The 23,142-nt window shown below is 37.2% G+C and carries 25 protein-coding genes and 2 pseudogenes; 7 read left to right on the top strand and 20 right to left on the bottom strand.

Features of this window, described 5'->3' with window-relative positions:
- Nucleotides 1-12: 12 nt before the first annotated feature.
- Genes MHI18_RS00715 through sigY form a run of 6 tightly spaced genes read right to left on the bottom strand, consistent with a single transcriptional unit; the run spans nucleotide 13 to nucleotide 2,912 of the window.
- On the bottom strand, nucleotides 13-783 hold the full coding sequence (locus MHI18_RS00715) for an ABC transporter permease (RefSeq protein WP_340845484.1): 771 nt from the start codon (nucleotides 781-783) through the stop codon (nucleotides 13-15).
- Nucleotides 780-1,637, bottom strand: a complete 858-nt coding sequence (locus tag MHI18_RS00720; RefSeq protein WP_340845485.1) for an ABC transporter ATP-binding protein — start codon at nucleotides 1,635-1,637, stop codon at nucleotides 780-782. Before MHI18_RS00720 ends, MHI18_RS00715 begins: the two co-directional genes overlap by 4 nt.
- Nucleotides 1,638-1,645: 8 nt before the next feature.
- Nucleotides 1,646-1,846, bottom strand: coding sequence for a PLD nuclease N-terminal domain-containing protein (locus tag MHI18_RS00725; RefSeq protein ID WP_340845486.1), 201 nt, complete (start codon nucleotides 1,844-1,846; stop codon nucleotides 1,646-1,648).
- Nucleotides 1,839-2,072, bottom strand: coding sequence for a transcriptional regulator (locus tag MHI18_RS00730; RefSeq protein ID WP_340845487.1), 234 nt, complete (start codon nucleotides 2,070-2,072; stop codon nucleotides 1,839-1,841). Before MHI18_RS00730 ends, MHI18_RS00725 begins: the two co-directional genes overlap by 8 nt.
- Complete coding sequence (locus tag MHI18_RS00735; protein WP_340845488.1) at nucleotides 2,069-2,380, bottom strand: YxlC family protein; 312 nt, start codon at nucleotides 2,378-2,380, stop codon at nucleotides 2,069-2,071. Before MHI18_RS00735 ends, MHI18_RS00730 begins: the two co-directional genes overlap by 4 nt.
- Complete coding sequence (gene sigY / locus MHI18_RS00740) at nucleotides 2,367-2,912, bottom strand: RNA polymerase sigma factor SigY (RefSeq protein ID WP_340845489.1); 546 nt, start codon at nucleotides 2,910-2,912, stop codon at nucleotides 2,367-2,369. Before sigY ends, MHI18_RS00735 begins: the two co-directional genes overlap by 14 nt.
- A 403-nt stretch (nucleotides 2,913-3,315) precedes the next feature.
- Between sigY and MHI18_RS00745 the strand changes: the two genes are divergently transcribed.
- Nucleotides 3,316-4,182 (top strand): pirin family protein, encoded by an 867-nt coding sequence (locus tag MHI18_RS00745; protein ID WP_340845490.1) that lies wholly within the window; start codon nucleotides 3,316-3,318, stop codon nucleotides 4,180-4,182.
- A gap of 404 nt (nucleotides 4,183-4,586) precedes the next feature.
- Here the strand turns inward: MHI18_RS00745 and MHI18_RS00750 are convergent, their stop codons facing one another.
- The 4 genes from MHI18_RS00750 to MHI18_RS00765 form a co-directional block, all read right to left on the bottom strand.
- Nucleotides 4,587-5,201, bottom strand: a complete 615-nt coding sequence (locus MHI18_RS00750) for a class D sortase (RefSeq protein WP_340845491.1) — start codon at nucleotides 5,199-5,201, stop codon at nucleotides 4,587-4,589.
- A 1-nt stretch (nucleotide 5,202) separates the two neighbouring features.
- Nucleotides 5,203-6,594 carry a processed acidic surface protein gene (locus MHI18_RS00755; RefSeq protein ID WP_340845492.1) on the bottom strand — a complete coding sequence of 464 codons (1,392 nt, stop codon included), beginning with the start codon at nucleotides 6,592-6,594 and terminating at the stop codon, nucleotides 5,203-5,205.
- A 127-nt stretch (nucleotides 6,595-6,721) separates the two neighbouring features.
- The gene (locus MHI18_RS00760) at nucleotides 6,722-6,886 is read right to left on the bottom strand and encodes a hypothetical protein (RefSeq protein WP_340845493.1); all 165 of its coding nucleotides are present in this window, start codon (nucleotides 6,884-6,886) and stop codon (nucleotides 6,722-6,724) included.
- A 127-nt stretch (nucleotides 6,887-7,013) separates the two neighbouring features.
- On the bottom strand, nucleotides 7,014-7,838 hold the full coding sequence (locus tag MHI18_RS00765; protein ID WP_340845494.1) for an alpha/beta fold hydrolase: 825 nt from the start codon (nucleotides 7,836-7,838) through the stop codon (nucleotides 7,014-7,016).
- A gap of 164 nt (nucleotides 7,839-8,002) precedes the next feature.
- On the opposite strand from MHI18_RS00765, the gene MHI18_RS00770 reads away from it, so the two are divergent.
- Both MHI18_RS00770 and MHI18_RS00775 read left to right on the top strand, forming a co-directional pair.
- On the top strand, nucleotides 8,003-8,458 hold the full coding sequence (locus MHI18_RS00770; RefSeq protein WP_340845495.1) for a DinB family protein: 456 nt from the start codon (nucleotides 8,003-8,005) through the stop codon (nucleotides 8,456-8,458).
- 183 nt (nucleotides 8,459-8,641) lie between these two features.
- Complete coding sequence (locus tag MHI18_RS00775; protein ID WP_340845496.1) at nucleotides 8,642-8,911, top strand: Parvovirus coat protein VP1-like protein; 270 nt, start codon at nucleotides 8,642-8,644, stop codon at nucleotides 8,909-8,911.
- A 3-nt stretch (nucleotides 8,912-8,914) separates the two neighbouring features.
- Here MHI18_RS00775 and MHI18_RS00780 read toward each other — a convergent pair whose 3' ends face one another.
- The 3 genes and pseudogenes from MHI18_RS00780 to MHI18_RS00790 all read right to left on the bottom strand — a co-directional run bounded on the left by MHI18_RS00780 (nucleotide 8,915) and on the right by MHI18_RS00790 (nucleotide 10,675).
- Nucleotides 8,915-9,265 (bottom strand): hypothetical protein, encoded by a 351-nt coding sequence (locus tag MHI18_RS00780; protein WP_340845498.1) that lies wholly within the window; start codon nucleotides 9,263-9,265, stop codon nucleotides 8,915-8,917.
- Between the two features lie 18 nt (nucleotides 9,266-9,283).
- Nucleotides 9,284-10,216 carry a GNAT family N-acetyltransferase gene (locus MHI18_RS00785; protein WP_340845499.1) on the bottom strand — a complete coding sequence of 311 codons (933 nt, stop codon included), beginning with the start codon at nucleotides 10,214-10,216 and terminating at the stop codon, nucleotides 9,284-9,286.
- 202 nt (nucleotides 10,217-10,418) lie between these two features.
- Nucleotides 10,419-10,675, bottom strand: a pseudogene (locus MHI18_RS00790) (hypothetical protein).
- A 287-nt stretch (nucleotides 10,676-10,962) separates the two neighbouring features.
- On the opposite strand from MHI18_RS00790, the gene MHI18_RS00795 reads away from it, so the two are divergent.
- A protein-coding gene (locus MHI18_RS00795) for an IS3 family transposase (protein WP_340845500.1) occupies nucleotides 10,963-12,293 on the top strand; the annotation gives its coding sequence in 2 pieces (ribosomal slippage) (nucleotides 10,963-11,347 and nucleotides 11,347-12,293; 1,332 coding nt in all).
- 63 nt (nucleotides 12,294-12,356) lie between these two features.
- On the opposite strand, the gene MHI18_RS00800 is transcribed toward MHI18_RS00795, so the two are convergent.
- Entirely contained in the window at nucleotides 12,357-12,989 is a 633-nt protein-coding gene (locus MHI18_RS00800; protein ID WP_340845501.1) for a pentapeptide repeat-containing protein, read from the bottom strand.
- Between the two features lie 307 nt (nucleotides 12,990-13,296).
- Between MHI18_RS00800 and MHI18_RS00805 the strand changes: the two genes are divergently transcribed.
- Nucleotides 13,297-13,644: a hypothetical protein gene (locus tag MHI18_RS00805; RefSeq protein WP_340845502.1), complete on the top strand. Its 348-nt coding sequence runs from the start codon at nucleotides 13,297-13,299 to the stop codon at nucleotides 13,642-13,644.
- Between the two features lie 86 nt (nucleotides 13,645-13,730).
- On the opposite strand, the gene MHI18_RS00810 is transcribed toward MHI18_RS00805, so the two are convergent.
- The gene (locus tag MHI18_RS00810; RefSeq protein ID WP_340845503.1) at nucleotides 13,731-14,873 is read right to left on the bottom strand and encodes an MFS transporter; all 1,143 of its coding nucleotides are present in this window, start codon (nucleotides 14,871-14,873) and stop codon (nucleotides 13,731-13,733) included.
- Between the two features lie 226 nt (nucleotides 14,874-15,099).
- On the opposite strand from MHI18_RS00810, the gene MHI18_RS00815 reads away from it, so the two are divergent.
- Entirely contained in the window at nucleotides 15,100-15,570 is a 471-nt protein-coding gene (locus tag MHI18_RS00815; protein ID WP_340845504.1) for a hypothetical protein, read from the top strand.
- Nucleotides 15,571-15,707: 137 nt separating this feature from the next.
- Here the strand turns inward: MHI18_RS00815 and MHI18_RS00820 are convergent, their stop codons facing one another.
- From MHI18_RS00820 to MHI18_RS00835, 4 genes and pseudogenes are all read right to left on the bottom strand, one after another.
- On the bottom strand, nucleotides 15,708-16,055 hold the full coding sequence (locus tag MHI18_RS00820) for a DUF1428 family protein (protein WP_340845506.1): 348 nt from the start codon (nucleotides 16,053-16,055) through the stop codon (nucleotides 15,708-15,710).
- Between the two features lie 145 nt (nucleotides 16,056-16,200).
- Nucleotides 16,201-17,034 (bottom strand): annotated as a pseudogene (locus MHI18_RS00825) (IS3 family transposase); the annotation flags it as partial.
- Entirely contained in the window at nucleotides 17,028-17,591 is a 564-nt protein-coding gene (locus MHI18_RS00830) for a helix-turn-helix domain-containing protein (protein ID WP_340845507.1), read from the bottom strand. The pseudogene MHI18_RS00825 and the gene MHI18_RS00830, both read right to left, overlap by 7 nt.
- Before the next feature lie 70 nt (nucleotides 17,592-17,661).
- Nucleotides 17,662-20,748 (bottom strand): efflux RND transporter permease subunit, encoded by a 3,087-nt coding sequence (locus MHI18_RS00835; RefSeq protein ID WP_340845508.1) that lies wholly within the window; start codon nucleotides 20,746-20,748, stop codon nucleotides 17,662-17,664.
- Nucleotides 20,749-20,843: 95 nt separating this feature from the next.
- Between MHI18_RS00835 and MHI18_RS00840 the strand changes: the two genes are divergently transcribed.
- A complete protein-coding gene (locus tag MHI18_RS00840) occupies nucleotides 20,844-21,674 on the top strand; it encodes a TetR/AcrR family transcriptional regulator (RefSeq protein ID WP_340845509.1) in 831 nt (276 codons plus the stop codon).
- A gap of 251 nt (nucleotides 21,675-21,925) precedes the next feature.
- On the opposite strand, the gene MHI18_RS00845 is transcribed toward MHI18_RS00840, so the two are convergent.
- Nucleotides 21,926-23,131, bottom strand: a complete 1,206-nt coding sequence (locus MHI18_RS00845) for an MFS transporter (protein ID WP_340847537.1) — start codon at nucleotides 23,129-23,131, stop codon at nucleotides 21,926-21,928.
- Between the last annotated feature and the right edge of the window lie 11 nt (nucleotides 23,132-23,142).

The following is a 23,142-nucleotide window of genomic DNA, read 5'->3' on the forward strand; positions in this document are numbered from 1 at the left end:
TCAAAAAAAACCTCATACCCGTTTTTGATCAACAGCTCGTGCACCTGCATAAAGCAACAAGATCATCAGAAAAATCGTTACGAAAATACTTCCAGGTAAGCCGTTCGTCGGTTCGTTAATTAACTTGCTCATGGCGTGGCTGCTTAGTTCTGCTGGACTCCATTTTAGGAAATCCGAAAACAGACTGCTGGCAATCGATAAGACAGAGAAAAACAAGATATTCACAATTGCAATGGCTCCATTGCTCGTTAATAGTGCACTGCTGAAGATGACACAGACAACAATGAACAAGCAATATAAGCTATAAATCAGCATGCTTTCGATTACTTGATGCAATGGAATGGTAGTAAACAAAATAACCGTATAATAATAGGATAAGAGGTAGCCGCAGATAAATGATCCTACCACTATTGATCCTTCCGCAAGTGTTTTACTGCCAACGATTTGCAAACTAGATACGGGCCGGATGAGGATAAACGTTAACGATCCACTTTTTCGTTCATCTGAGATTGTTGACATTACCGCTACCACTATGACGAGAACGCCTAAAGTATTCAACTGTGACAGGACGGATGCCATGACTTCCCCTGCATTAGGTACAGGCATTTGCAAAATAGAACCTTCCGGAAGCCCGCCGCCCATTTTTAAAATATCCTCCATGTAATACAGAGTGAGCGGCTGGGTGAGCGTCATCAGCATAAAAACGATGGGCAGCCAGATAATTTTTTTACTACGGATAATCCCTAAGTATTCTTTGTTAACAAGTGTGAAAAATCCTCTCATGGTTTCACCGCTTCCATAAATAACGTTTCGAGCGTTTGTTTATTTTCTTGAAACGAAACGAGATTGATATCTTGGTCCACACACCATTGTAAAAACTGTTTTTTCTCTTCAATAGAATCAAATGAGACCTCTGCTTTATTATGCTTGAGCAAATTTAAGTTAAAGTTATTGTCTGCTGGAAATGCAGATGAACTTTCGACTACATACACATTGGAAGTTTGAGATAATAACTGTTCCAGCGTTCCATCTGAGATGATTTCTCCGTTCTTCATCAAAAGAATATCATCACTAATTTCTTCTGCATCGTGCAATACATGCGTCGAGTAAAGAATCGTCGTCTTTGCTTTCAAGTTGGACAGAATAGACATAACCTCACGCCTGCCTACAGGATCAAGTGCAGATACAGGTTCATCTAAAAACAGAAGAGCAGGTTCATGGAGAATGGCTTGTGCTAAACCGAGTCGCTGCTTCATACCGCCTGAAAATCCTTGAATTTTCTTATTCCTTACATCAGTAAGTCCTGTGTCGGTAAGAACTTCCTCAATTCTCTGAGATAAAAGAACTTCGTCCATCTTGGATAAGCCACCTACAAAACGTAAAAATTCCTCTGGGGTCATCCACTCATAAAAGTAGGGAACCTGCGGTAAAAAACCGATATCCTGCTTCCATTCTTTTTCTTTTTGGAATGATATTTCTCCCTGTTTATATGCAATCAAACCTGTTAACATCTTCAATAGTGTCGTTTTTCCAGCTCCATTTGGACCAATCAAGGCCACACAACGACCGTGTTCCAATTCAAAACTTACATCATTTACAACCACTTGATCATTAAATGTTTTTGATAAGTTCTTCACATAGAAACTCATGTCCTCCGTCCTCTTTTTCCAAAAATAAAGAAGACAATCGGACCGATGAGATTGACGAAAAGGATAATCAGAACCCACATCCATTTCGGACCATTTGTATATTCCGTATTTTTCAAGCTAACCAGCGCGGTAACGACTAAAATAAATTGCAAAATGATAACGGGCACTAAAAGCTGAATCAATAGAGTATTATCCATTTTTCTTACGCTCCTTTCGTTTCTCAGGATAAATCACAAATAAATAATAAAAAATAGTACCAGACGGAATATTTAATAATCCTATAAACCCCCAAAACCAGGGATTTTTACCGCGTCTTCTTGCAGAAATAAAGATCGATGTACTTTGGATAAGCAATAATAATCCAATCCCGATAAACAGAATAAGTTGATTTTCTACTGAAAGATTCTCTATATTTATGTTCATAGGACTGAATCACCTTGTTCTGATTTTTTATTTCTCCAAATCATGACACAAGGTACGGAAACGATTCCCAATACTTGAATGCCGATATAAAGAGTAGGTGCATTTGCTAAAACTAACGTTAGAATGATAATGCAGAAGCAGGCGATCAGCATAAAAAACATCAATTCTCTATTTAACCTTCTCTTGTGTTCCGATTTTTTCTTATTCAACATCATCGATAATGTCGCTAGATTCGGGGGTGAACTTTCTAATCCTTCCGTGATTTTTTCAAATGCTTCTTTAATTTGCTTCTCTTCATCGACCTTCATCTTCTTGCATCTCCTTTCTAACCAGTTTTATGCTTTTATTGACTCTAGATTTCGCGGTACCTTCCTGACAATTTAGAATTTCACCGATTTCAACATAGGTGAATCCATAATAATGCCGTAATAATAAAGGAATACGATACAATGGTTTTAGTGTAGAAATCGCCTCCATCACTTCATTGAAGTCAACTTTTTTCAGCTGTAATTCCCACTTTAGTGAAGAAGAATGTTCATCCGCTGCTCGTTTGAATAACCCTCGTTCTCGCTTTTTTTTGCGCAATAAATCAATATAGGTCCGAGTAGCAATCGTAATTAACCAGCTGGTAAACTTGCTCTGATGATTGAAAGAAGTAATTTGAAGATAGCATTTCAGCATAGTTTCTTGTAGTAGCTCTTCAGCAATCATAGGATTAAAAGTCATTTTAATTAAATAATTATAGATAAAAGAATAATGCCGTTGAAAAAGCGCAGTAAAAGCGGCTTCATCCCCTTGCTGAGCAAGTGTGATGAGCTGATGTTCTTCAAACTCCTTCAAAAGTAAACCTCCTACTTTTCCGACTTACTAGTAATACGATCCTCACTAGACAAACGTTCACTTTTTTTAAAAACAATCCGTTTTTTACTAAAGCCCCTGTTAGTTTATTAAAATTCTCAAGATTACCACAAGAATAAGACACAGGATATTCGAAGCTTTTCCAGAGAGAATAATTCTTCAATTAGTACAAATTTTTTTTAGAGCATGTTTTCTGCAACGAATAGTATATTCTTGGATTTTTATTATTTACTTTTTATATTACTATACAAGAATGAGCCGTTTTGACCGGCTCACGTTTATTTAGAAATCAAATTATAAGACAATATATACGCTTAAGTATATTATAAAAATTGGAGACAGAAACGGAAAGAAATACATAATAAAATGACAAGGGGTTAACGAAGTGACAAATCAAAAGAATGTATTTAATAGAGAGATAAAAGACCACTGGTATGTAAACTACACTGAAAGAGAATTTCCTCATGTTCAACAAGCATGGGTTCTCCCCCCTGAAAGGAAAAAGGATTTCGATCCATTTATCCTATTAGCAGAAGACTGGTTCAAAAGAGGTACCTTTTCTGACCACCCTCATCGTGGTTTCCAAACAATTACTTATGTAATCGATGGGAGATTGGAACACATTGATAATGCAGGAGGACATTCCATATTAGAAGCAGGAGATGTTCAATATATGAATGCTGGATGGGCAGCTAGACATGCAGAGGAAGCGGTTGATGATGACCTAATTCATACGCTACAGTTGTGGTTAAACCTTCCGAAAGCCTTAAAGAATACAAAAACTACCTATCAAGATATATATGTAGAAGATGTACCACTCGTTCCATTTGAGGGAGGAGCTGTTAAGGTTTATTCAGGCGACATTGCAGGAGTGAAAGGGCCTATGAAAAGCTTGGTCCCAATAACAATGTCTGAAGTTACATTTAGTGAAGGAGCAAGTTATACACATGTTTTACCGGAGAATCACAATGCTTTCCTATATATTCTATCAGGTGAACTTGAGTTCGGTGGAAGCAAAACCATCCTACAAAAAACAGGAGTGGCTACTCTTACTTTTAATGAAGAGGGAACGGGCGATAGCGAACTACTTATAAAAGCAAATAAACGGTCTAAAGTTCTTATTTATTCAGGAGTGCCGATTAATGAAGAAACGGTAGTATACGGACCTTTTGTTATGAACACGATGGAAGATATTAACCAAGCTTATAAAGATTATCACGAGGGTAAATTTGGAGCTCCAGCCGTTAAATAACATAGAAGTTAGTTTTAAAACACCCTAATGATTCTAGCGTTCTTTTTCAGGAACTATTATTTTAAAAAAAAACTGATTCATCCTTTCTTGTAAAATATCGTGAAATTTGAATAAGACGCCTCTTGGGGTCTTATTTTTTTGGCAATGTTACTGCTTGTTGAAAATCATAGATTCCCGCAAGTGAATACATAGGGTGATAATCTGGACTATCCATCCAATTACACAAGAATTCTTCATAGTATCTGTATCACAAGAAAACTCAGGATAAGTGGCTATTACCCCGGCACATCTACCTTCATTGTTAATTGCCTCTCTTAAAGATTTGACTAGTTACTTTTCATTTTAAAGTTTCATCCAAAGCAAAAGAGTACCAATAGTTTTACCTATTGATACTCTCTAATGTATTAATGAGTTTTCTTTGAAGATAAATATGCGACAAGGACGTACCGTTCTGGTGCAGCCCCTATAAAAGTAAAGGGATAGCAGGTACTAACCGTCAGGGTTGCACGTGGTTTCGGAACGATGACGGTTCGATTATCTTTATCTACAATCCGAACTTTGTTAATTTTGTAAGTGAACTCTCCTGCTGACGTTCTTGCAATCAACAGGTCTCCTTCCCCTACTTGTCCGAGACGACGAAATACGGTATCTCGATGACCGGAAAGAACCGAGTTGTCCTTTTCGCCTGGTAAGACACTATCTGCAAAATGCCCTACACCTTTCTCCAATTCATCCTCATTCGTTCCATGGAAAATAGGAAGGGTTGCATTTAGCTTAGGTATATACAGTTCCCCAATTTCTTCTCCCATTTTTGGCCGGACAGGATATAGCTCTTTTTTCGTTGTTACGATATCTGCAGATGGTTGTGTTGGTTCATGTATTTCACCACTAGCACTATGGGTCTTGAATAGAAGATAGCCTTTTGCAAACTTATACATATTCGTTGTAGAAAACCAAATACCAAATAAAATCATAACGCATGTACAAGAGAGCAGCAGTACTCGCTTTTTGTTCTGCATGTTAAGCTTTCCTGACTTTTCGATACATCAAGCTTCCTAATAAGATGATGAATAAACCAATAAGGCTATTAGTCAAATAATCCGAAGCGGTATCTGGAAGTTTAGCTCCTTTTACTGTTTTATATTCGATTGTCTTGTTATTTTGTTTACTTACAGCTGGTACCTGCTTGATGGTCTTTTTCACCTCATTAGAAGAGTAATACATTTGCTGTCCTGCATTCGTAATGGTATCAGAATCCACCATATCGCTCGTAATCAGAAGATCAGCTAAGAACTTTCCATCTGTCGTGTAAATCATTATTTTCAGGTTAGCATCCGTTAATTCTTCCATTTTCATTAAATCTGTAAGTGACATAGGTGATTCTTCACCATTTTTCACAAGGGAATAGGTTACCTTTAGGTTGAAAATAGAAAGTAATTCTTCATAAATTGATGCAATTTCAGCCAATTGTTGTGCTGTTAGCTCCGTTGCTACATCAAATTCTTCGAAAGCCATCATGCGATCGGCCAGACTTTCTAGTCGTTCAATGGTTGCTGGATCGGAAAAACGTTCTTCTAAGGACATTAAGTGATCCTCTATTCGCTGTAGTTCCTCATTCGTTAGACCAAGCTCTTCCTCAAAAATAGGCAGTAAATCTTCAGCAATATCCCCTTCAAAATCTCCACCCTCTAAAACCCAAACTGTTTCTTCAAGGTCATCTATGTAGATGTAATCGTTAATATCTTCGCCATTATCTTGCAGCAATTGAAGCAACGCTTGTTTATCCAGCCCAAAGTTCTCATTAAAATAGGACAAGTTGCTTAAATCAGCCTTGATAACTTCACCCATGAACTCATTTAGCTCCTTAACAGATGCAAAGTCTTCTAAGCTAAATTCATAAGACGCTAATAAAGCGCTGAACGCTTCTTCAGTAATTTCAAACCCTCTTTTCTTGCTTACTTCAGCTAAATATATGACGAAATCTTTGTCAAAGTTTGGATCGCGCTCAATGGTCTCTTCTGCATAAAAATAAACAGATTCCTCGAGGTCATCGATAAAAATATAATCAGTAAGTTCTTCACCATTATCCTTTAATAATTGGACTAAACTATCTTTAGTAAGACTATATTCTTTATAAATGAAATCCAGATTACTTGAATCTGCTTTAATTATTTGACCTAATTCCAGCTTTAGTTCCTTAATAGATTGAAAATCTTCAATACTCTCATCATAATAAGATAGAGTCTCTTCAATATCGTCCTTCGTTATCTTAAAACCTCTTACCGTAGAAGCTTCTTTTAAAAATTGAGTAAGTTCTTGTTCGAATTTCTTGCTTTGCGCAGCTGATGTGAGTGACGGGAATAAACTAATCACTAACGTAAGTGAAAGTAAAGCCAACCATATTTTTTTCATATTTTCTCCTATTCAGTACATTTCTATGATACTAGAAAATTATATCGTTATAACAATTTTTTTACAATAACATTATCATTTGTTTCCACACAAAAAGGGGCACCTTCAAGATGCTCCTTTTAGTAAACTATCTATTTGTTTTACTATTTTGAATCAGTTCAGCTGCTTGGTCTAATTTTTCTTCAATTCGGTTTAACTGTTTCTTCCGTTTCATTAAATACAAAATGAATAAAATAACACATGCAATAATAATTAACATAACAATTAGAAAAATGAAGTCGCCGCCAACCATGTTTAATCGCCTCTCTTTTTATACTCTGTCTAGTAATATTACACTATAGAAAAAGAGTAAAATTTTTTAAGTCACTTTTTTATTACGGAGTATCAATAATGTGATAATCTCCACCCCGGACACACCCTTATTCTATAGGAGAAATCTCTTCTACTCGATCTAACCATTCATTCACTAACGTGGTAAATAGCTCGGGCTGCTCAATTTGTAAATTGTGACCTGCTGTATCCAGTACAGCAAATGTTCCTCGTGGATACCGATTCATTAAGGCAAGAGCATCTTTATAACCGACCGAAGAGTCTTGTTTTCCTAACAGGAATAGACTAGGTTTACTGAAGTCATATTGGTCAATTTCAAAAGAAAATCCATATTCATTCTTTATCTTATTGAGAAAATTTTCATCTCCCATTTTACAACCGCTTAGAATTTCTTTGTTGTATCTCAACCAAGTATACTCATTCAGTATAATGTTATTGTTCTTAAAATCTTCTGCCTCTTCTTTTGTTAGTGTTTCAAGAAAATTAGCATCTGTTCTCATAATGGTATGCGGCTCAACTTCTCTATCTTTTAGAAGAGGAACAATAACTGGACATATACATACTGCACCCAGTATTTGTTCAGGTTGCTTTTCAATTAACCCTCTCGCTAGATAGCCCCCATACGATTCCCCTGCAAGTACATATTTTTGGTTAGGAAGGATATCCTGAATAAAATCTAACAACGCATGTAACATATCATCTGAACTGCTGATTTCCCTATATTCTGTTGTTAACCCCATTCCAGGCAGGTCAAGATAAATTCGTCGCCACCCTTCCCTCTTGGTAAAAATAGGTTCCATACACCCGCTCATTAATCGATGGTCAGGACCATATCCATGTATCATTAAAATCGGGGTCCCTTCCCCTAAATCTTCGTAATAGATGTTAGCTTGGCGAACTTGACAATATGGCATATAAATCCTTCTTTCCTATGTATTCTAGCTTATTGAGCCGAGCTCCATTTTAGTAACTCCTAAACAAAACAGAATTGTAGATAAGAATTTAAATTTGGAGTAGCTGATATACCTTGTTATACTCAAATAGTATAATTTTTTTACATGATGCGGAGGAATAGAAAATGAGTTACATAAAAAATCAAATTAACATGACGCGGGGCAATTTATTAAAAGAAATAGATGGATTATCTCCAGAGTTCATGGATATTCAGCCTATCGGATTCAATAATACTATTCATTGGCATCTGGGCCATGTACTTAGTGCTTCAGAAAAATTCTTATTGGACTCACCCAATAACAGCAGCTTGCCTGAAAACTATGGACAACTATTCGGATATGGTTCTAAACCGTCCGACTGGTCAGAAGGTGTTCCTTCTACTGAAACATTAAAACAACAGTTACAGGAACAGCTTGATCGTCTGCTTGCCATTCCAGAAGAGACATATAATGATAAAGTGGCTGCTCCTTTCATGGGTATGGAAACAGTCGCGGATTTCATTAGCTTTGTGATTTTACATGAAACAAATCATATTGGACAAATACATGCGATGAAACTTGTTATTCAAGCTTCTAACTGATAGCCCTAAGCCTAACACACGGATGATTTAGCTTATCCTGAGTGTTAGGCTTTTTTATTGAAAAGCAGCGAAATATCTCACTGATAATTTGAATATCTCTTTATGAGTCACTAGCCCGTACAAATCAGTCGATGCGTACATACCTTACAGTAGCAAGTCCGTAACAGGAAGAAGGTGAAGTAAATGAACTTCTCTAGAAGATCAAACCAAGGGTTTTGTGTACCTGGGTATAGATGGTGCGGCCCCGGCTGTTCCGGTCCTGGTGCACCTACTAATGCAGTCGATTCCTGCTGTATGTTACATGATAAATGTTATGAACGATTCGGCCCTACCAGGCAATGCGATCAACAATTCCTAAATTGTATGCGTCCAAAGATCAACCCTCGAACCAAAATGGGAAGAGATGCTGACCTTTTTTCTCGAGTCATCGGATCACGAGGAATTCTTTGGTAGTATTTATTCACCATATTTCCCATTACTCGTAATCTTAATAAAGCCATCATCGCTTTTCACAGCAAGGGATGTCTGTTTATCAACGTGTTTAATAGAGTAAAACGGCGTTCCTTTTTTGAATTCATTTGAAAAGATTGTACCGTTTGGGGCATTCATCTCGTTATCTGAGTATTTTTGAATTTCCCCAACTTTTTTATCCAATTCACTTTCTTTTAATTGTTCTTCTGTCACAATATAGTTATAGCCATGGTAAACGACAAAACCATACTTCCAATCCTTTCTAGACCCTTCATTATTGCTGCATGACACAACGACTATCATCAGTGGAAGCAGCCAATAAATCAATTTCTTCAAATTTTCCCCTCCATATTTTTATTTAAGAATTTTCACCTGTTCATACGCTTCAAGAAGGTCTTCGATTGGAATGTCATTAATTTTCATTCCGGAAAGTTCGCAGTTTACGATATTTACATTCGTAAGATTACTATCAATCAATGTGCTTCCGGTAAAATCACATCGGTCCACCAACAACGGTTCGTTTTCATCTCCAAGATTTGTATCGCTGAACGTAACACCACTTAATGTTACAAGTGAAAAGTGACTATTTGATAGATTGAGATCCGCGATAAGTGTATGCCTGAAATTAATATTCTGGAACTTCGAATTACTAAGATTACAATTATTTACGGTACTATTTGCAAGATTACTATTACTAATCGAACTGGCTTCGAGATTCACACCATAAAAATCACTCTCAGCCATATTGCATTCTTCATACTGTGTTTTGGTTAGGTCTTTCTGCTCAACTAGGTTTTCAACGGATATCGAGGGATTGATCTGTTTTTGATAGCAATATTCATCCTCTGTTTTAAAGGTAGTTTGGTAGCCATTTTTTTCATAAAAGAAATGATTGTTAATTTGCCTGCTTGACGTTTCCAAATCCCAATTTGTTATGCTTGGGTAGAGTGCTTCAATTAATGCGATAACTTTCGAACCAATTCCCTTACCTTGATAGTCTGGCTCTATAAAAATACGGTCGATTCTGGCAAACCTTTTTCCTGCAAGGGTAAGAATGACGCCCCCTACCACCGCTCCGCTGTACATAACCTTATAATAAGCTAATTCTCTAATACTATATTTGGTCATTTCAATGGAATCATAGTTGGGCGGCTGTATATTGTAATCACACACTTTTTCATCGGATGGCAGCCATCTTCTCGCTTCTTGATCAAATGTTTTTTTCATAAGCACTGTTAAACATTCCGCATCACTGAGTACGGCTTTTTCAATCGTTGTTATCGACATCTTTAGTTCTCCATTTCTTACTTTTTATCTAAATTATACCAGTTATTCTCTATAGAAGGACTCTTTTCCTGTGAGCAGACTCTTCTTTTAAGTGCTTAGTGAAGATGAATGATCATTCGCTTTCGATCCACTGGAATCCAACCCCATAATGTATAATAAAAAGGCATTCACCTAATAAAGATAAATGCCTGATTGAACTTATTTAGGATTTCCCATTATTCTTGGAATTCACAATACGCTCATTTCCTCTTTTAAAATTCCCTGTTATCTTTGCCAATATAAGTTGAACTGCTTTTTCATCTTCAGCAATTTAATTTTTTCTAAAATTTTTTCAGCATCTTTACCTTTTAATAATTTAATTTGTTTTCCCTTATAATCAATGAGTACAGTATTATTTTTGGTAACTCTGTAACTAAACGGAGCTTCCTCTAATCTTTTTCTTTTATCAATATTCCCCATTTACAAACCTCCCTAACTGAATGTAAATCAAGGTTGAGGAATCCCTCCCAAATCATTTTATATGATTACTAACATTCGAGAACTTTTACCTATTTCCTCTAAGAACTAACTATATCGATTGTTCAATAATTACTTTATTATCTAAAGCAACAATCTATACGAAAACAACCATAAAAAAACCCTTCCTAATAGTAAAATGTACCCTACAAGATAGACACTTTGAAAAAAGTCTATCTTGTAGGGTATTTTTATTTATAATGAGAAAAAAGATACGGGAGCGGAACCGAATGACAAAAATCTACTTAACTGAAAAACAACAAGCGCAATTAAAATGTAATCCCTACGTACAGGCAGTTAGTGAAAAGGCCATTACCTATACAGATGAATTTAAGCGCCATTTTATTGCAGAAAATGAGAAAGGAAAGCTACCAAGAATCATTTTTGAAGAAGCGGGATTAGATGTCGAATTAATCGGTTTGGAGCGTGTGAGTTCTTCCGCAAAACGTTGGCGAGCAGCGTATCGAAAAGCTGGTATAGACGGTTTACAGGATACACGTAAAACGAATTCAGGACACCCACTTGAACGGGAACTAAGCCTGGAAGAAAAATACGCACGATTAGAAGCGAAAATGCGATTACTTGAGGCAGAGAACGAACTACTAAAAAAGCTGGATCTACTCGAAAGGCAGATGAGGAAGAAGAAATCACAATGGAAGCGAAAATAAAATTTGAACTGATTTATGGCGCCATCAATAAATACGGATTGAAGCGCATGGTGAGCTACTTCTGTGAACTGATGGGGGTTTCTCGCTCAGGTTATTACAATTATTTTGATGAACGCTCTGCACAAAACCGTGCAGATCAAGATGTGGCAGATGAAGTGGTGAAAGAAATCATTTTAAAGGCGTATTATTTCCGAGGACGCAAAAAGGGAGCACGCCAAATCAAAATGACGCTTCAAAATCAATATAGTGTCACATATAACTTAAAACGAATTCGCCGTATTATGAAGAAATTCGATATTATCTGTCCAATTCGTAAGGCCAATCCCTATCGACGCATGGCAAAAGCAACGAAAGAACATCGGACATGCCAAAATGAACTAAACCGTAACTTCAAGCAAGGTGTGGCAGGAAAAGTGTTATTAACAGATATCACGTATTTGACGTATAGAGGCGGAAAACGTGCTTATTTATCAACGATTAAAGACGCAGAAACGAACGAAATTTTAGCGTATGAGGTGTCCGATTCCTTATCGCTGGATATCGCCCTCCATACAGTAAAGAAATTGAAAAAGCATAAGCATTTAGCGAAAGATGCGTTTATCCATTCGGATCAGGGTTTCCATTATACGAGCCCTATTTATCAAACCTTAGTAAAGAAAATGGGCCTAGGCCAGTCGATGTCACGCCGTGGCAACTGTTGGGATAATGCGCCCCAAGAATCCTTCTTTGGGCATTTTAAAGATGAAGCCAATCTAAAGGAATGTGAGACATTAGAAGCAGTGAAACGAGAAATTAAAAGTTATATGACGTACTACAATCATTATCGAGGCCAGTGGAATTTAAAAAAGCTGCCGCCTGTAAAATACAGACAGCAGCTTCAACAAGTTGCCTAGGCTTTTTCAAAATGCCCTTTACAAAGGGTACACTTTATAGAAGGGCCTGGGTTATATTTTGGATTATTCGACAACCAATCCTAATAATCCTGCAAAACCAATAGCTTGATCGGGTGTCACAATGCATCCTCGGATATCTTCAACATCAACCATCAGTTGACTAAACATACACGTTCTAAGATCGATTCCTTTAAGGGAAGTACCACTGAAACTCGTTTCATTTAAGTCACAATCATCAAACGCTACTTTGGTGAAGTTTGATTCATAAAAATCAGCGTTCCGGATTGAGCAATTCTTAAACTGCACCTGTTTCATTTTACTATATCCAAATGATGTTAAGTTCGCATGGCACTCTTCAAACAACGTATTGTGAATCGTTGCATCCGATAAATTCATTCCTAAAGTCTTTGAATCACGGAACTCTACACGGTGAATAATCGCATCACTAAAGTTGGCATTTGATAAATCACACTTTTCAAAAATGACATCGGTTAATTCGATATTTTTAAAATTCACATCGATGAAACGAACATTTTTAAATACAACCTGCTCAAAACGAATACGATGGACCTCTTCGCCTATAACGGAACAATTTGATATTTCAAAGAGGTTGAAATACGTTTCTTCCATATCAAGCGTGTTCGTAGGTGTAAGTTCATCTGTAATTTTAGGTTTCTGAATTTTAATTACTGACATCTAATCATCCTTACCTTTTAATTTAACTGGCTGTCCTATTGTAACACCTTATAAAAATCATTTTCACCCTAGACTTTTTCTAATGATTCGCTAGCGCTTGAACTTTTTTATCAATTTATCTAGAATTCTACTACTTTTTGCTTCAATCTATTCATAAGAATTTCCTGGCCAAAAAATGAAATTCATCATCCTACTTCTATATTCATTCCAAAATAAAATTCTAACCACCTCTTTTACTCCTGTATCTAGACCCTATCTTCTCCACATGGTAAAATTTAGATATATTTTCAGTAGGGAGTGATTCATAATGAATAATCGTGAAATTATTATAGAGATTGATAAGATTACCTCAGGAAAAAATAACATTATATCTTTTGTGAGAAATAACGAACAAATTAACTTTCCTCCCTTGACTCTCAAACCTTACTCAACAATATCTGAATATAACTATAATCATCACTTTGATAAAGAAGACCTAATCAAACTTAATAAGCAGTATCCCTCAATACACCCCAATGATACGAACGAAAATATAAATATATGGGCTAAGAACATTAAAGCTGCCTTTAAACAGCTAATCCAAACAGGTGATTTTGATAGAACTTACAATTACCATGGTGATAAGGTTTCTGTAAAATATATATGGGTTAAGTAAAGATTAAATCCGAATAATCCACAAATAACACAAAAAAACCTGTCAAAATCGACAGGTTAATCGTTTCTATTTACTTTGACTGGTTTTCACCTTGCTTTATATTTACGAATAATCAAAAACACGCCGAAAAGGACACCGAGGAAGGACATGGCCGATATCGTGAAGTAGAAGACATGGCCGCCAAATCCTTTATATAAATATCCTCCAGCATAGGAAGCGATAATGCCGGACATTCCAAAGAATAAGAGGGCTAGTACGGTTTGGCCTGTTGCCCGCCATTCTTTCGGCATAATTTGATACAAGTATTGAATCGCTGCCGTATAAAATACTGGGAACGTTAACATCTGCAGGATTTGCAGGAGTGTTAGCAGCATAGGACTTGAAACGAATGCTGATGCAAAAAAGCGTAGAAAATAGAAAAACGTCGCAATCGTAATAATTTCAAGTTCTTTTCCTTTTCGCAGCCACCAAAAGCTTAAGGCAAAAATCACAATTTCACTAGTAGCTGATAAAAAGAAGGCCATTCCTACTAATGAGGTGTCTCCTCCAAGGGTCAGGATATGTATGCCTAAAAACGTGTCATTCATACGAGCCGGCACAGAACTGATAAAGACTAAGCCCAGGAAAAGCAGCATTTCTTTATTGGTGAGTACTTGCTTTAATCCAGCTATTGTTACAGGTTTAGTTGAAGCCTGTACTTCTGGCATCAGCCAGATGACACCAAATGAAAGGATCCCTAATACCACGAATAAAATGGACACACTGCTCATCCCAAAATAATCCATCGCATAGCCTGCAATTAAGGACAATACCGCGTAGCCTAATGCCCCATATGTACGAACCGAACCGTAGCTGATACCGGCAGTTTCTGATACCGTAAAATTCATACTCTCAGTCAACGGATCCAGTGGCATTAAAAAGAAATAGACAAAAAGGGCAAATATAATGAGTAATAAAAAACTATCTACACTAAATAAGAAATAACCGAAAACAGCTGTACAGCTAACGAGGATCAACATGACGATTCGAATGGTTTTCGTTTTGTCACTGATAAAGCCCCATAACGGCTGAGCAATCAACGTCACCAAGCCGCCAGTCCCGATAATGAGACCAATCTCACTAGTTGATAAACCCTGTTGTCCTAAGTAGACAGGTAAAAAAGGAATGAAAAGTGCAAGTAATCCAAAAAATAAAAAATTATATCCTTTTAATAAATAGGCCGTTTTCAAACAAATTCCCCTTCCCAGGCAATGCAAGCAAACCCAGTTATTCTCGATGCGGTAAACCATCCATTATTGTAACTGATTTGCCTAGGAATCACCACACAACTTATGATTCTTCACAAAATTCTTAGAACTCTCTTCAAAAATATCCCATAGAAAGAAAACCTGGTATATAATTCATTACAACACGAATCAGTAGGAAGGTGATTATCTGAGTAAGAAGAATCTTTTGATGTGGACTTCCTTAACAGGAAATGTTCTTTTAGCGATCGTATTAATCACGCATTACTTAAACCAGAATACTGTGCATGAAGAATTATTTGTAGAAGTACAGTATTCATTGGTTGAGTTAGATGGAGTCATTCAACATCAACAAACTAATGAGTGGTCTGAACCAAATTTAGTAACCACTAAGGTTAACGAAGTGTTACATCGATTAGAGACAGCAAGGAACAGTGGAAGTTATTCAGGTTGGCTTTCGAAGACTGAAAAAAAAATAATGGAGCAATTTTATCTGACATTAAGCCTCTTCCCTCATAATCACTCATATGAATTCAGTGTTTTGAATCAGAGCGACATTCAACGTTTTGAAGCATTGCGTTCATCACTTCGAATCGTAGGAATTGGAATGGAATTACAAAGTATGGATTGGGAAAGCTTCATTTCCGCAGTGGAAAGATTAGAAATTCTTATTCATACATAAAAGGAGCCCTGCAAGATGATGTCAATCTTACAGGGCATTTTTTAGTTTTCGTCTATCTCGCTACGCGTCAAATACTCGAATTATCTTTTAAGTTAACATAAATTCACACAGCTTTCTATCGCTCTGGATGGAAACATTCACTTGCCAAATTCACCTCGGACAGTTCGACTCATATCAATGACTTTGGTCATTTGATTGTATAAGTTATTAATCTGTTCATCCTTATCCACTTTCTCCAAAACCTGACTTTGGTGCTCCTTATTATGATATCGGTTAATTTCTAACATAAGGATTTCGTTTTCGTGTAGTTCAACAGCTGATTCCATTCCTAAACAACCATATTCCGATTGAGTGGATGCGGCAGTATATGTTTCACTTTCGATCGCCCCATACTCTTTGTATATACGTTCAGCTTCAAGATTGATTTTTAAAAATTGTTCTTTGTTTTCTTCTAGTACAGGATACAGGTAAATTTCTACATACACGATTATTCCTCCTTTGATAAAATGGGTAGGATTTAGTTTAGCACATAAATTCCAATTATATCCATATTTAGATAATCAAACGAAAAGAAAAAGCCCCGCAAGATGATGTCCATCTGATGTGACCCCTAAAAGTTAGAGTTTTATATTACGCAGCCAATTGGTTGGTTTGAAGACGGTATTGTACCGGACTCATTCCAGCCAATTTCTGTTTAATGCGTTGGTTATTATAATAATAAATGTAGGACTCGATAGTCCGTTTCAGTTCCTCGTACGTGCGAAGTGGTTCACCATAATACATCTCTTGCTTTAATAATCCGAAGAAGTTCTCCATAGGCGAGTTATCTAAGCAGTTTCCCTTTCGGGACATGCTTTGGAACACGTTATGTTTTTTCAATGTATGGACCCATTTTCTATGCTGATAATGCCAGCCTTGATCTGAATGGATGGTCGTTCGGTATCTTGCCTCTTTTACTACTCGAAGAGTTTCCTTCAAAGGCTCTATTACAAAGTCCAGTGTCGGATGCATACTCATCCCATATGAAAGAATTTCACCATTATACATATCCAAAATCGGACTGAGGTAGAGTTTACCTCCATCCGCACACTTGAATTCTGTGATGTCGGTGGTGAGTTTTTGATAGGGAATAGGGGTCTTAAACCGGCGATGGATTCTGTTCTTCGCTACCGTGCCAATTGTTCCTTTGTACGAACTAAATCGACGTGATTTACGGGTGAACTTATCCCCTTTCAATCCAAGCTTTCTCATGATGCGTTGTACTTTCTTATGATTCACTAGGAGCCCCTGGTTCTTTAACGCTAAACGAATCCTGCGATACCCATAGTTGCCATTATGCTCTTCAAAAATAGCTTGAATGATTTCTTCTACTTCTTGATGAGGGTTTTCTTGCTTCATTTTTTTCACATGGTAATGATAAGAAGATTCGGGAATACCTATGAACTGAAGTACATCCTTCAGTCGGAATTCTTCTTTGAGTTCGTATGATAGCGCTGCTTGTGCTTTTCGAGATAACCGTCCGGATCCATCTGAAAAGCGCGCAACTTTTTTAGGTACTCGTTCTCCAAACGCAGAAGTTCATTTTCCCTTTTGAGTTTCTGTTCAACGGTCATCTCTTTTACAGGCTGTTTTCTTCTTTGATTGTTCTTCGCTTTGTCTGACATGGCTGGCCGTCCTTTCGGTTTAAGTAGGCCTTCCACACCACTCTCAAGGAGTTTTCCTTTCCACGAAGCAATCAAAGGTGGATTGGTTAACCCGAAGTGAAGAGCCGTTTCAGTGTAAGAAGCGCCTGTCCTTTTCATAAAGCTTAGTACATCAAGCTTGAATTGAACAGAGTAAAATTCATTGGTTTTCTTTCTAGAAAGTCCAACTGCGCCTTGGTTCTTGTATATATTTACCCAATTTCTTAATTGCGTAGGTGATTTTATCTCGTATTTACGAACAAGTAGTTTGAAGCCAAGTGGACCATTCAGATACTCTCTCACAATCATCAACTTAAACTCATCGCTATATTTAGCCATACTAAAACACCCCAAAAGTTAGATTATGACTCTAACTTTTGGGGTGCACTTCAATCTTACAGGGCTTTTATTAGTTTTCTTCTATTTCACTGCGTTTTTTCTTAAACAGTTTTGAAAGTACTTCGTAAACGATTGGTACAATCAATAATGTTAATAAGGTTGAACTTGTTAGTCCGCCAATTACAGTAATACCAAGACCTTTTGATATAAAACCGCCGCCGCCTGAGCCAAATGCTAGTGGCATTAATGCTCCGATCGTTGCAATGGCAGTCATTAAAATTGGACGAAGTCGGGTTGCGCCTGCCTCGAGAATGGCTTCACGCATACTCATACCATCACGTTCCATATGAATAATACGGTCTACCAGTACAATGGCATTGGTTACCACGATACCAATTAACATGAGAAGTCCCATCATGACCGATACAGAGATTGTTTCACCTGCGATTAATAAACCGACAAATGATCCAATGACCGCAAACGGTAAGGAGAACAGGATAGCAAATGGTGCTACACCCTCACGGAAAGTAACCACAAGGATAAAGTACACGATTGCGATTGCAGCAATCATAGCTAAACCAAGTTGTGTAAATGTTTCCGTCATATCTGCGGCTACACCAGCCACACCGATTTCTACGCCTTTTGGTAAATCTAATTTATCAATCGCTTCATCTACTTCAGATGTTGCTTTTGAAATATCTTTATCCGTGATTGTTCCTGAAACCGTTGCATAGTATTCACCTTTACTACGCGCTAACGTATTTAAGGTAGTTCCTTTTTCTACTTTAACCAAATCAGAAAGTTTCATTTCAGCACCAGTTGCTGTTGGTACTTTCTTAGCTAAAATATCATCAATCGATTTTGGTTGTTTTTCTTGTTCTTGCTGAACAATAACATCTATTGAATTACCATCTTTCTCAATGGTTGTTAATACTTCTTCTGTGGTAGAAGGGCTTAACATCATAACGATTTGACCCGTTGTTAATCCATATTGCAATAATTCATCTTGTTCTACTTTGAATGTATATTCAACATATGCATCCTCTGTACTTGCAGTAACATCTTTTAAGCCGTCATTTTTCTTTAGAACGTCTTCTACTGTTTTTACAGAGTCATTTAGTTTTTCTAAATCTTCACTGTAGAACGTGTAGCTGACTTCATCACTTGCAGCCGACATAGAGGAGAAGTTTTGGCTCTTCCATTCGCCTGATTGACCAATATTAAACACATATTCTTCAATTTCTTCACGTACTTCAGGGAAGTTTTCCATTTCCGGATCAAAGATGAGGTACATTAGAGCACCACCTGCTCCGCCGCCGCCCATCATCGCAGCCATGGAATCTCCGCTGTCTGATAGAGATAATTGAACGATATCTATGTCTTCATGTTTTAGTAACTTTTCTTCCACCACTTCAAGGTTCGCCAAGGTATCATCCTTGAGCTCTCCTGTTTCTGGTGTGTATGTTAAGTACATCACTTTTTCTTCTTCGCTGCCTAAGAAACTAAAACCAATTAATGGTGTTAATGCAATACTGCCTGCTAATAAAACAACAGAAATAATGGACGTAATCACCTTATGGTTTAATGTCCATCTAAGCACACCTTTGTACCAATTAGCTAATTTACCAGAATCTTTATGACTGCTTTCCGTCTTTTCACCATATAACTTCTTCTTAAATAGGAAGTGAGATAATGCTGGAACGATTGTTATAGCTACAATTAACGAAGCCACAAGAGCAAACGTCATGGTTAAAGCGAACGGCATGAACAATTCGCCTACCATGCCTCCAACAAAAATAAGTGGTGCGAATACCGCAACAGTAACTAATGTTGAGGACAGGATTGGTTTGAACATTTCAAGTGTCGCTTCACGTACTAGTGCACGCCCTGTTAATGTTTCACCTTTTAAATGCATGCGTCGGAAAATATTTTCAACAACGACGATTGAGTCATCAATTACACGACCAATGGCAACCGTAACCGCACCCAACGTCATAATATTTAACGTAATACCCAACCCATGTAAGATTAGGAATGCGATTAAGATCGAAACAGGAATGGAAATGATTGATATAATCGTCGATTTAATATCACGTAAGAATAGTAGGATGATTAATACCGCAATAATCCCGCCAAAAATTGCTTTTTCAAACATTGTTGACACGGATTTCTCGATAGGCGCCCCTTGATCAAGGGTGACATCTACGACAAGACCATCAATTTTTTTCTCTTCCTCTTTTATTAAATCCTTCACATCGTTAACCACGTCAACGGTGTTTGCTTGCTGACCTTTAACAATTTGGATGGCAATCGCATTTTCACCGTTAGTTCGTGAAACTGATTCTTCTTTACCAATGACTTCAATTTTAGCAATATCGCTAAGTTTCACAAAAGGTGCAGGATTACTAGCCGAAGGTGTGACAGGAATCAGCATTCCCTTTAATTCATCAGCTGTCATGAACTTACCGTCTACTGAAACAGCTTGCTCTCCTTCTTCAAATTCGTAAAGACCTAATGAAACCGCTAAATCACTTGCTTGAATCATTTCCTTTACCTTATCTTCTGTTATATCCAGTTTAGCCATTTTTGCTTCATCATACGTTAATTCAATTTCTTCTATATGCTGACCGGTAATCGTTGCCGATGCAACACCATCAATTTTCTCAATTTTTGGAAGCAGACTTTCCTCAACTGTTGACGTTAAATCAACAATATCCTCTTCTGTACTGCTTACACTTAGAGCCACAATCGGCATCATGTTTAAGCTAATCGCTGTAATAGTTGGTTCTTCTGCTTTTTCCGGTAACGTTACCCCATCAATAGCCGATTCTAAAGCACGTTTAGCCTCATCCATATCAACACCATAATCGTATTCCACTTGAAGGTTTGACATATTGGAATAGGAATTGGAATAGACAGCTTTCACGTCATCAAGTCCTTCAACCGCTTCTTCTAACGGAATTGAGACCTCTTCCATCACTTTTTCAGGAGTTGCTCCAGGGTATACATCCATTACCATAAGGTATGGAATAGAAATTTCTGGAATCGTTTCCGTTTTCATTTGTGTACCTGAATATATACCAGACACAGTAATGATGATTGTCAGCAGCCAAACTGCCAGTTTGTTTCTTAACACAAAATTAACTAAACCTCTCACCTTTACACCTACCCTAAATTGACTTATTAAACATAATTATTTATACTAATGACTAATTAGTCATTTGTCAACAATATGACCTAGGAGAGAATGAAATGATTAAAAAAGAATTAATCATGGAGAAAGCACTCGAACTCTTTGCTAAGCAAGGATTTGAAGCCACATCCGTACAACAAATAACCGAGCACAGTCGTATCTCTAAAGGCGCTTTTTATTTATCTTTCAAATCAAAAGATGAACTAATATTAGCGCTTATTGATCATTTTATGATACAGATTACATCAGATATTGACCACATAGTCAAACATGCTTCAGATAAAGAACTTTTATATGAATTTTTCTATGCATCCTTTAAATCCTATCGAGATCATTCTGACTTCGCAAAAATTTTTATGAAAGAACAAGCACAGTCATGTAACGAAGAACTCATAAAAAAAATCCATTACTATGAAGGAATTAATGAGAAAAACATTCTTTTGCTAGTCGATCGTCTCTATGGAGATGACATCATTCAAACAAGGTATGATTTAGTTTATTGTATAAATGGATTCTTAAAACATTATGCCGCGCTATTTTTATTCTATAATATCCCTTTAGATTTACATCTTCTCACGCAATCCCTTGTGGAAAAAACAAATGTACTAGCTAAACATATTTCCATCCCTTTTATTTCACTTGACCTGGTTGAAATGATCAAGCCAGCCACCCATGAAGAACTGACCAAAGATCAAATTCTTAAGCTTATGGATAATAAGTTGGAAGAACTAGAAGAGTCCATTGAAAAAGAATCCTTGACGCTGCTTAAACAACAGCTGGTCGAAGAAACTTTATCACGCCCCCTAATAAAAGGGTTAGTAGAAAATATCCATTATCATCCACATTGTAAACGGCTGTCTTATTTATTACGCCAATATTATCAATTTTAATCCTTAAAAGTCAGAGTGCTTACGCATTTTGGCTTTTTCTGTTTACCATTGTTCGTACGTACACTTTTCACATGCTGTCTTCTATTTTAGCATAAATTTCTAATTTTCATTCACTGGAATGTTCTTTTCATGGATTTCGTCTGATTCTGGCATTTCCCAAACAGCACTTTATAGTTCCACAGCATTTTTTGAAAAAAGAAAAAGCTCTCTGAAAAGTCATATGGCGACGACCTTTTGGAAAGCTTTGAAGACTACATACTTGCATTGATATTATTTGAATGAGACCGATTCTTAATAATATGGTTCACCTTTTCTGAACTCACAAACATACCTAAAATAAAGACTAGGATAAATATTGGGAAAATCCATAATGATGTCTTCGATGCAACGATCCCTAGCAACGGTGGTAAAAAGGTTGTTCCTGTATAAGCTAGTGCCATTTGATAACCAATAATAGACTGTGAATGAACTTTCCCAAATCTGATGGGGGTTTCATGTATTAAACATGGGTAAATAGGAGCTAAGCCAAGTCCAACAAAAATAAAGCCAGTTAAAGATAGCGATATCGGTAATGGCAGCAGGATGAGTGCGACTCCAAAAAGCGCCGTTAGTTGTCCAGAACGGATGAGCACCTTGTTACTGACCTTCATGGTGATAAACCCTGCAACCAGTCTGCCTACCGTCATTCCAATAAAGAAGAAAGACACCCATTTAGCCGCTTCTGCAGCAGATAATTCCTTGGTATTTACCAAGTAACTACTGCCCCAAAGTCCCATTGTCGATTCTGCGCCGCATAAGAAAAAGAAGGTGATTAAGGCAAATTTAACTCCTTTTATTTTCAGGGGTTTAATCGTGGGATCTACTACTTCACTGAATCCCTCTGGCTCGCTTTCGTTTGGTGATTTTCTTGCTACTAACGCCCACAATGGAAGAGCAAATAATAAAAGAATAGCTAAGCTGAATTGGATGATTGCAATGGTTAAATAACCTGACCTCCAAGAGCCTTGATTAACAATATAAAAAGCCATTACCATCGGTCCTATACTCGCTCCGACGCCCCAAAAACAATGGAGCCAGCTCATATGATGGGCTTTATAATGAAGTGCAACATAATTATTCAACGAAGCATCAACAGCGCCGGCACCCAGTCCAAGCGGAATGGCACAAATGATCAGCCAAATTAGGGAAGGTGAATAAGTAAAACCTAACAAAGCTACAGCTGTCATGGTCACACTGATAAATGTTACTTTCCCCGTTCCTAATTTATTATTCATCCACCCGCTGGCTAAACTTGAGACAATGGTCCCTGCAGCAATACACATATATAGATAACCAGCCGTTTCGAGTGGTTCCCCATAATCTGATTGCATAACCGGCCAAGCTGCCCCCAGTAAAGAATCAGGAAGTCCGAGACTAATGAAAGCCAAATAAATCATAATTAATAAGAAAGTAGCGATGGAGCCCGCCT

Source organism: Peribacillus sp. FSL H8-0477 (assembly GCF_038002765.1).
Taxonomy (GTDB): domain Bacteria; phylum Bacillota; class Bacilli; order Bacillales; family DSM-1321; genus Peribacillus.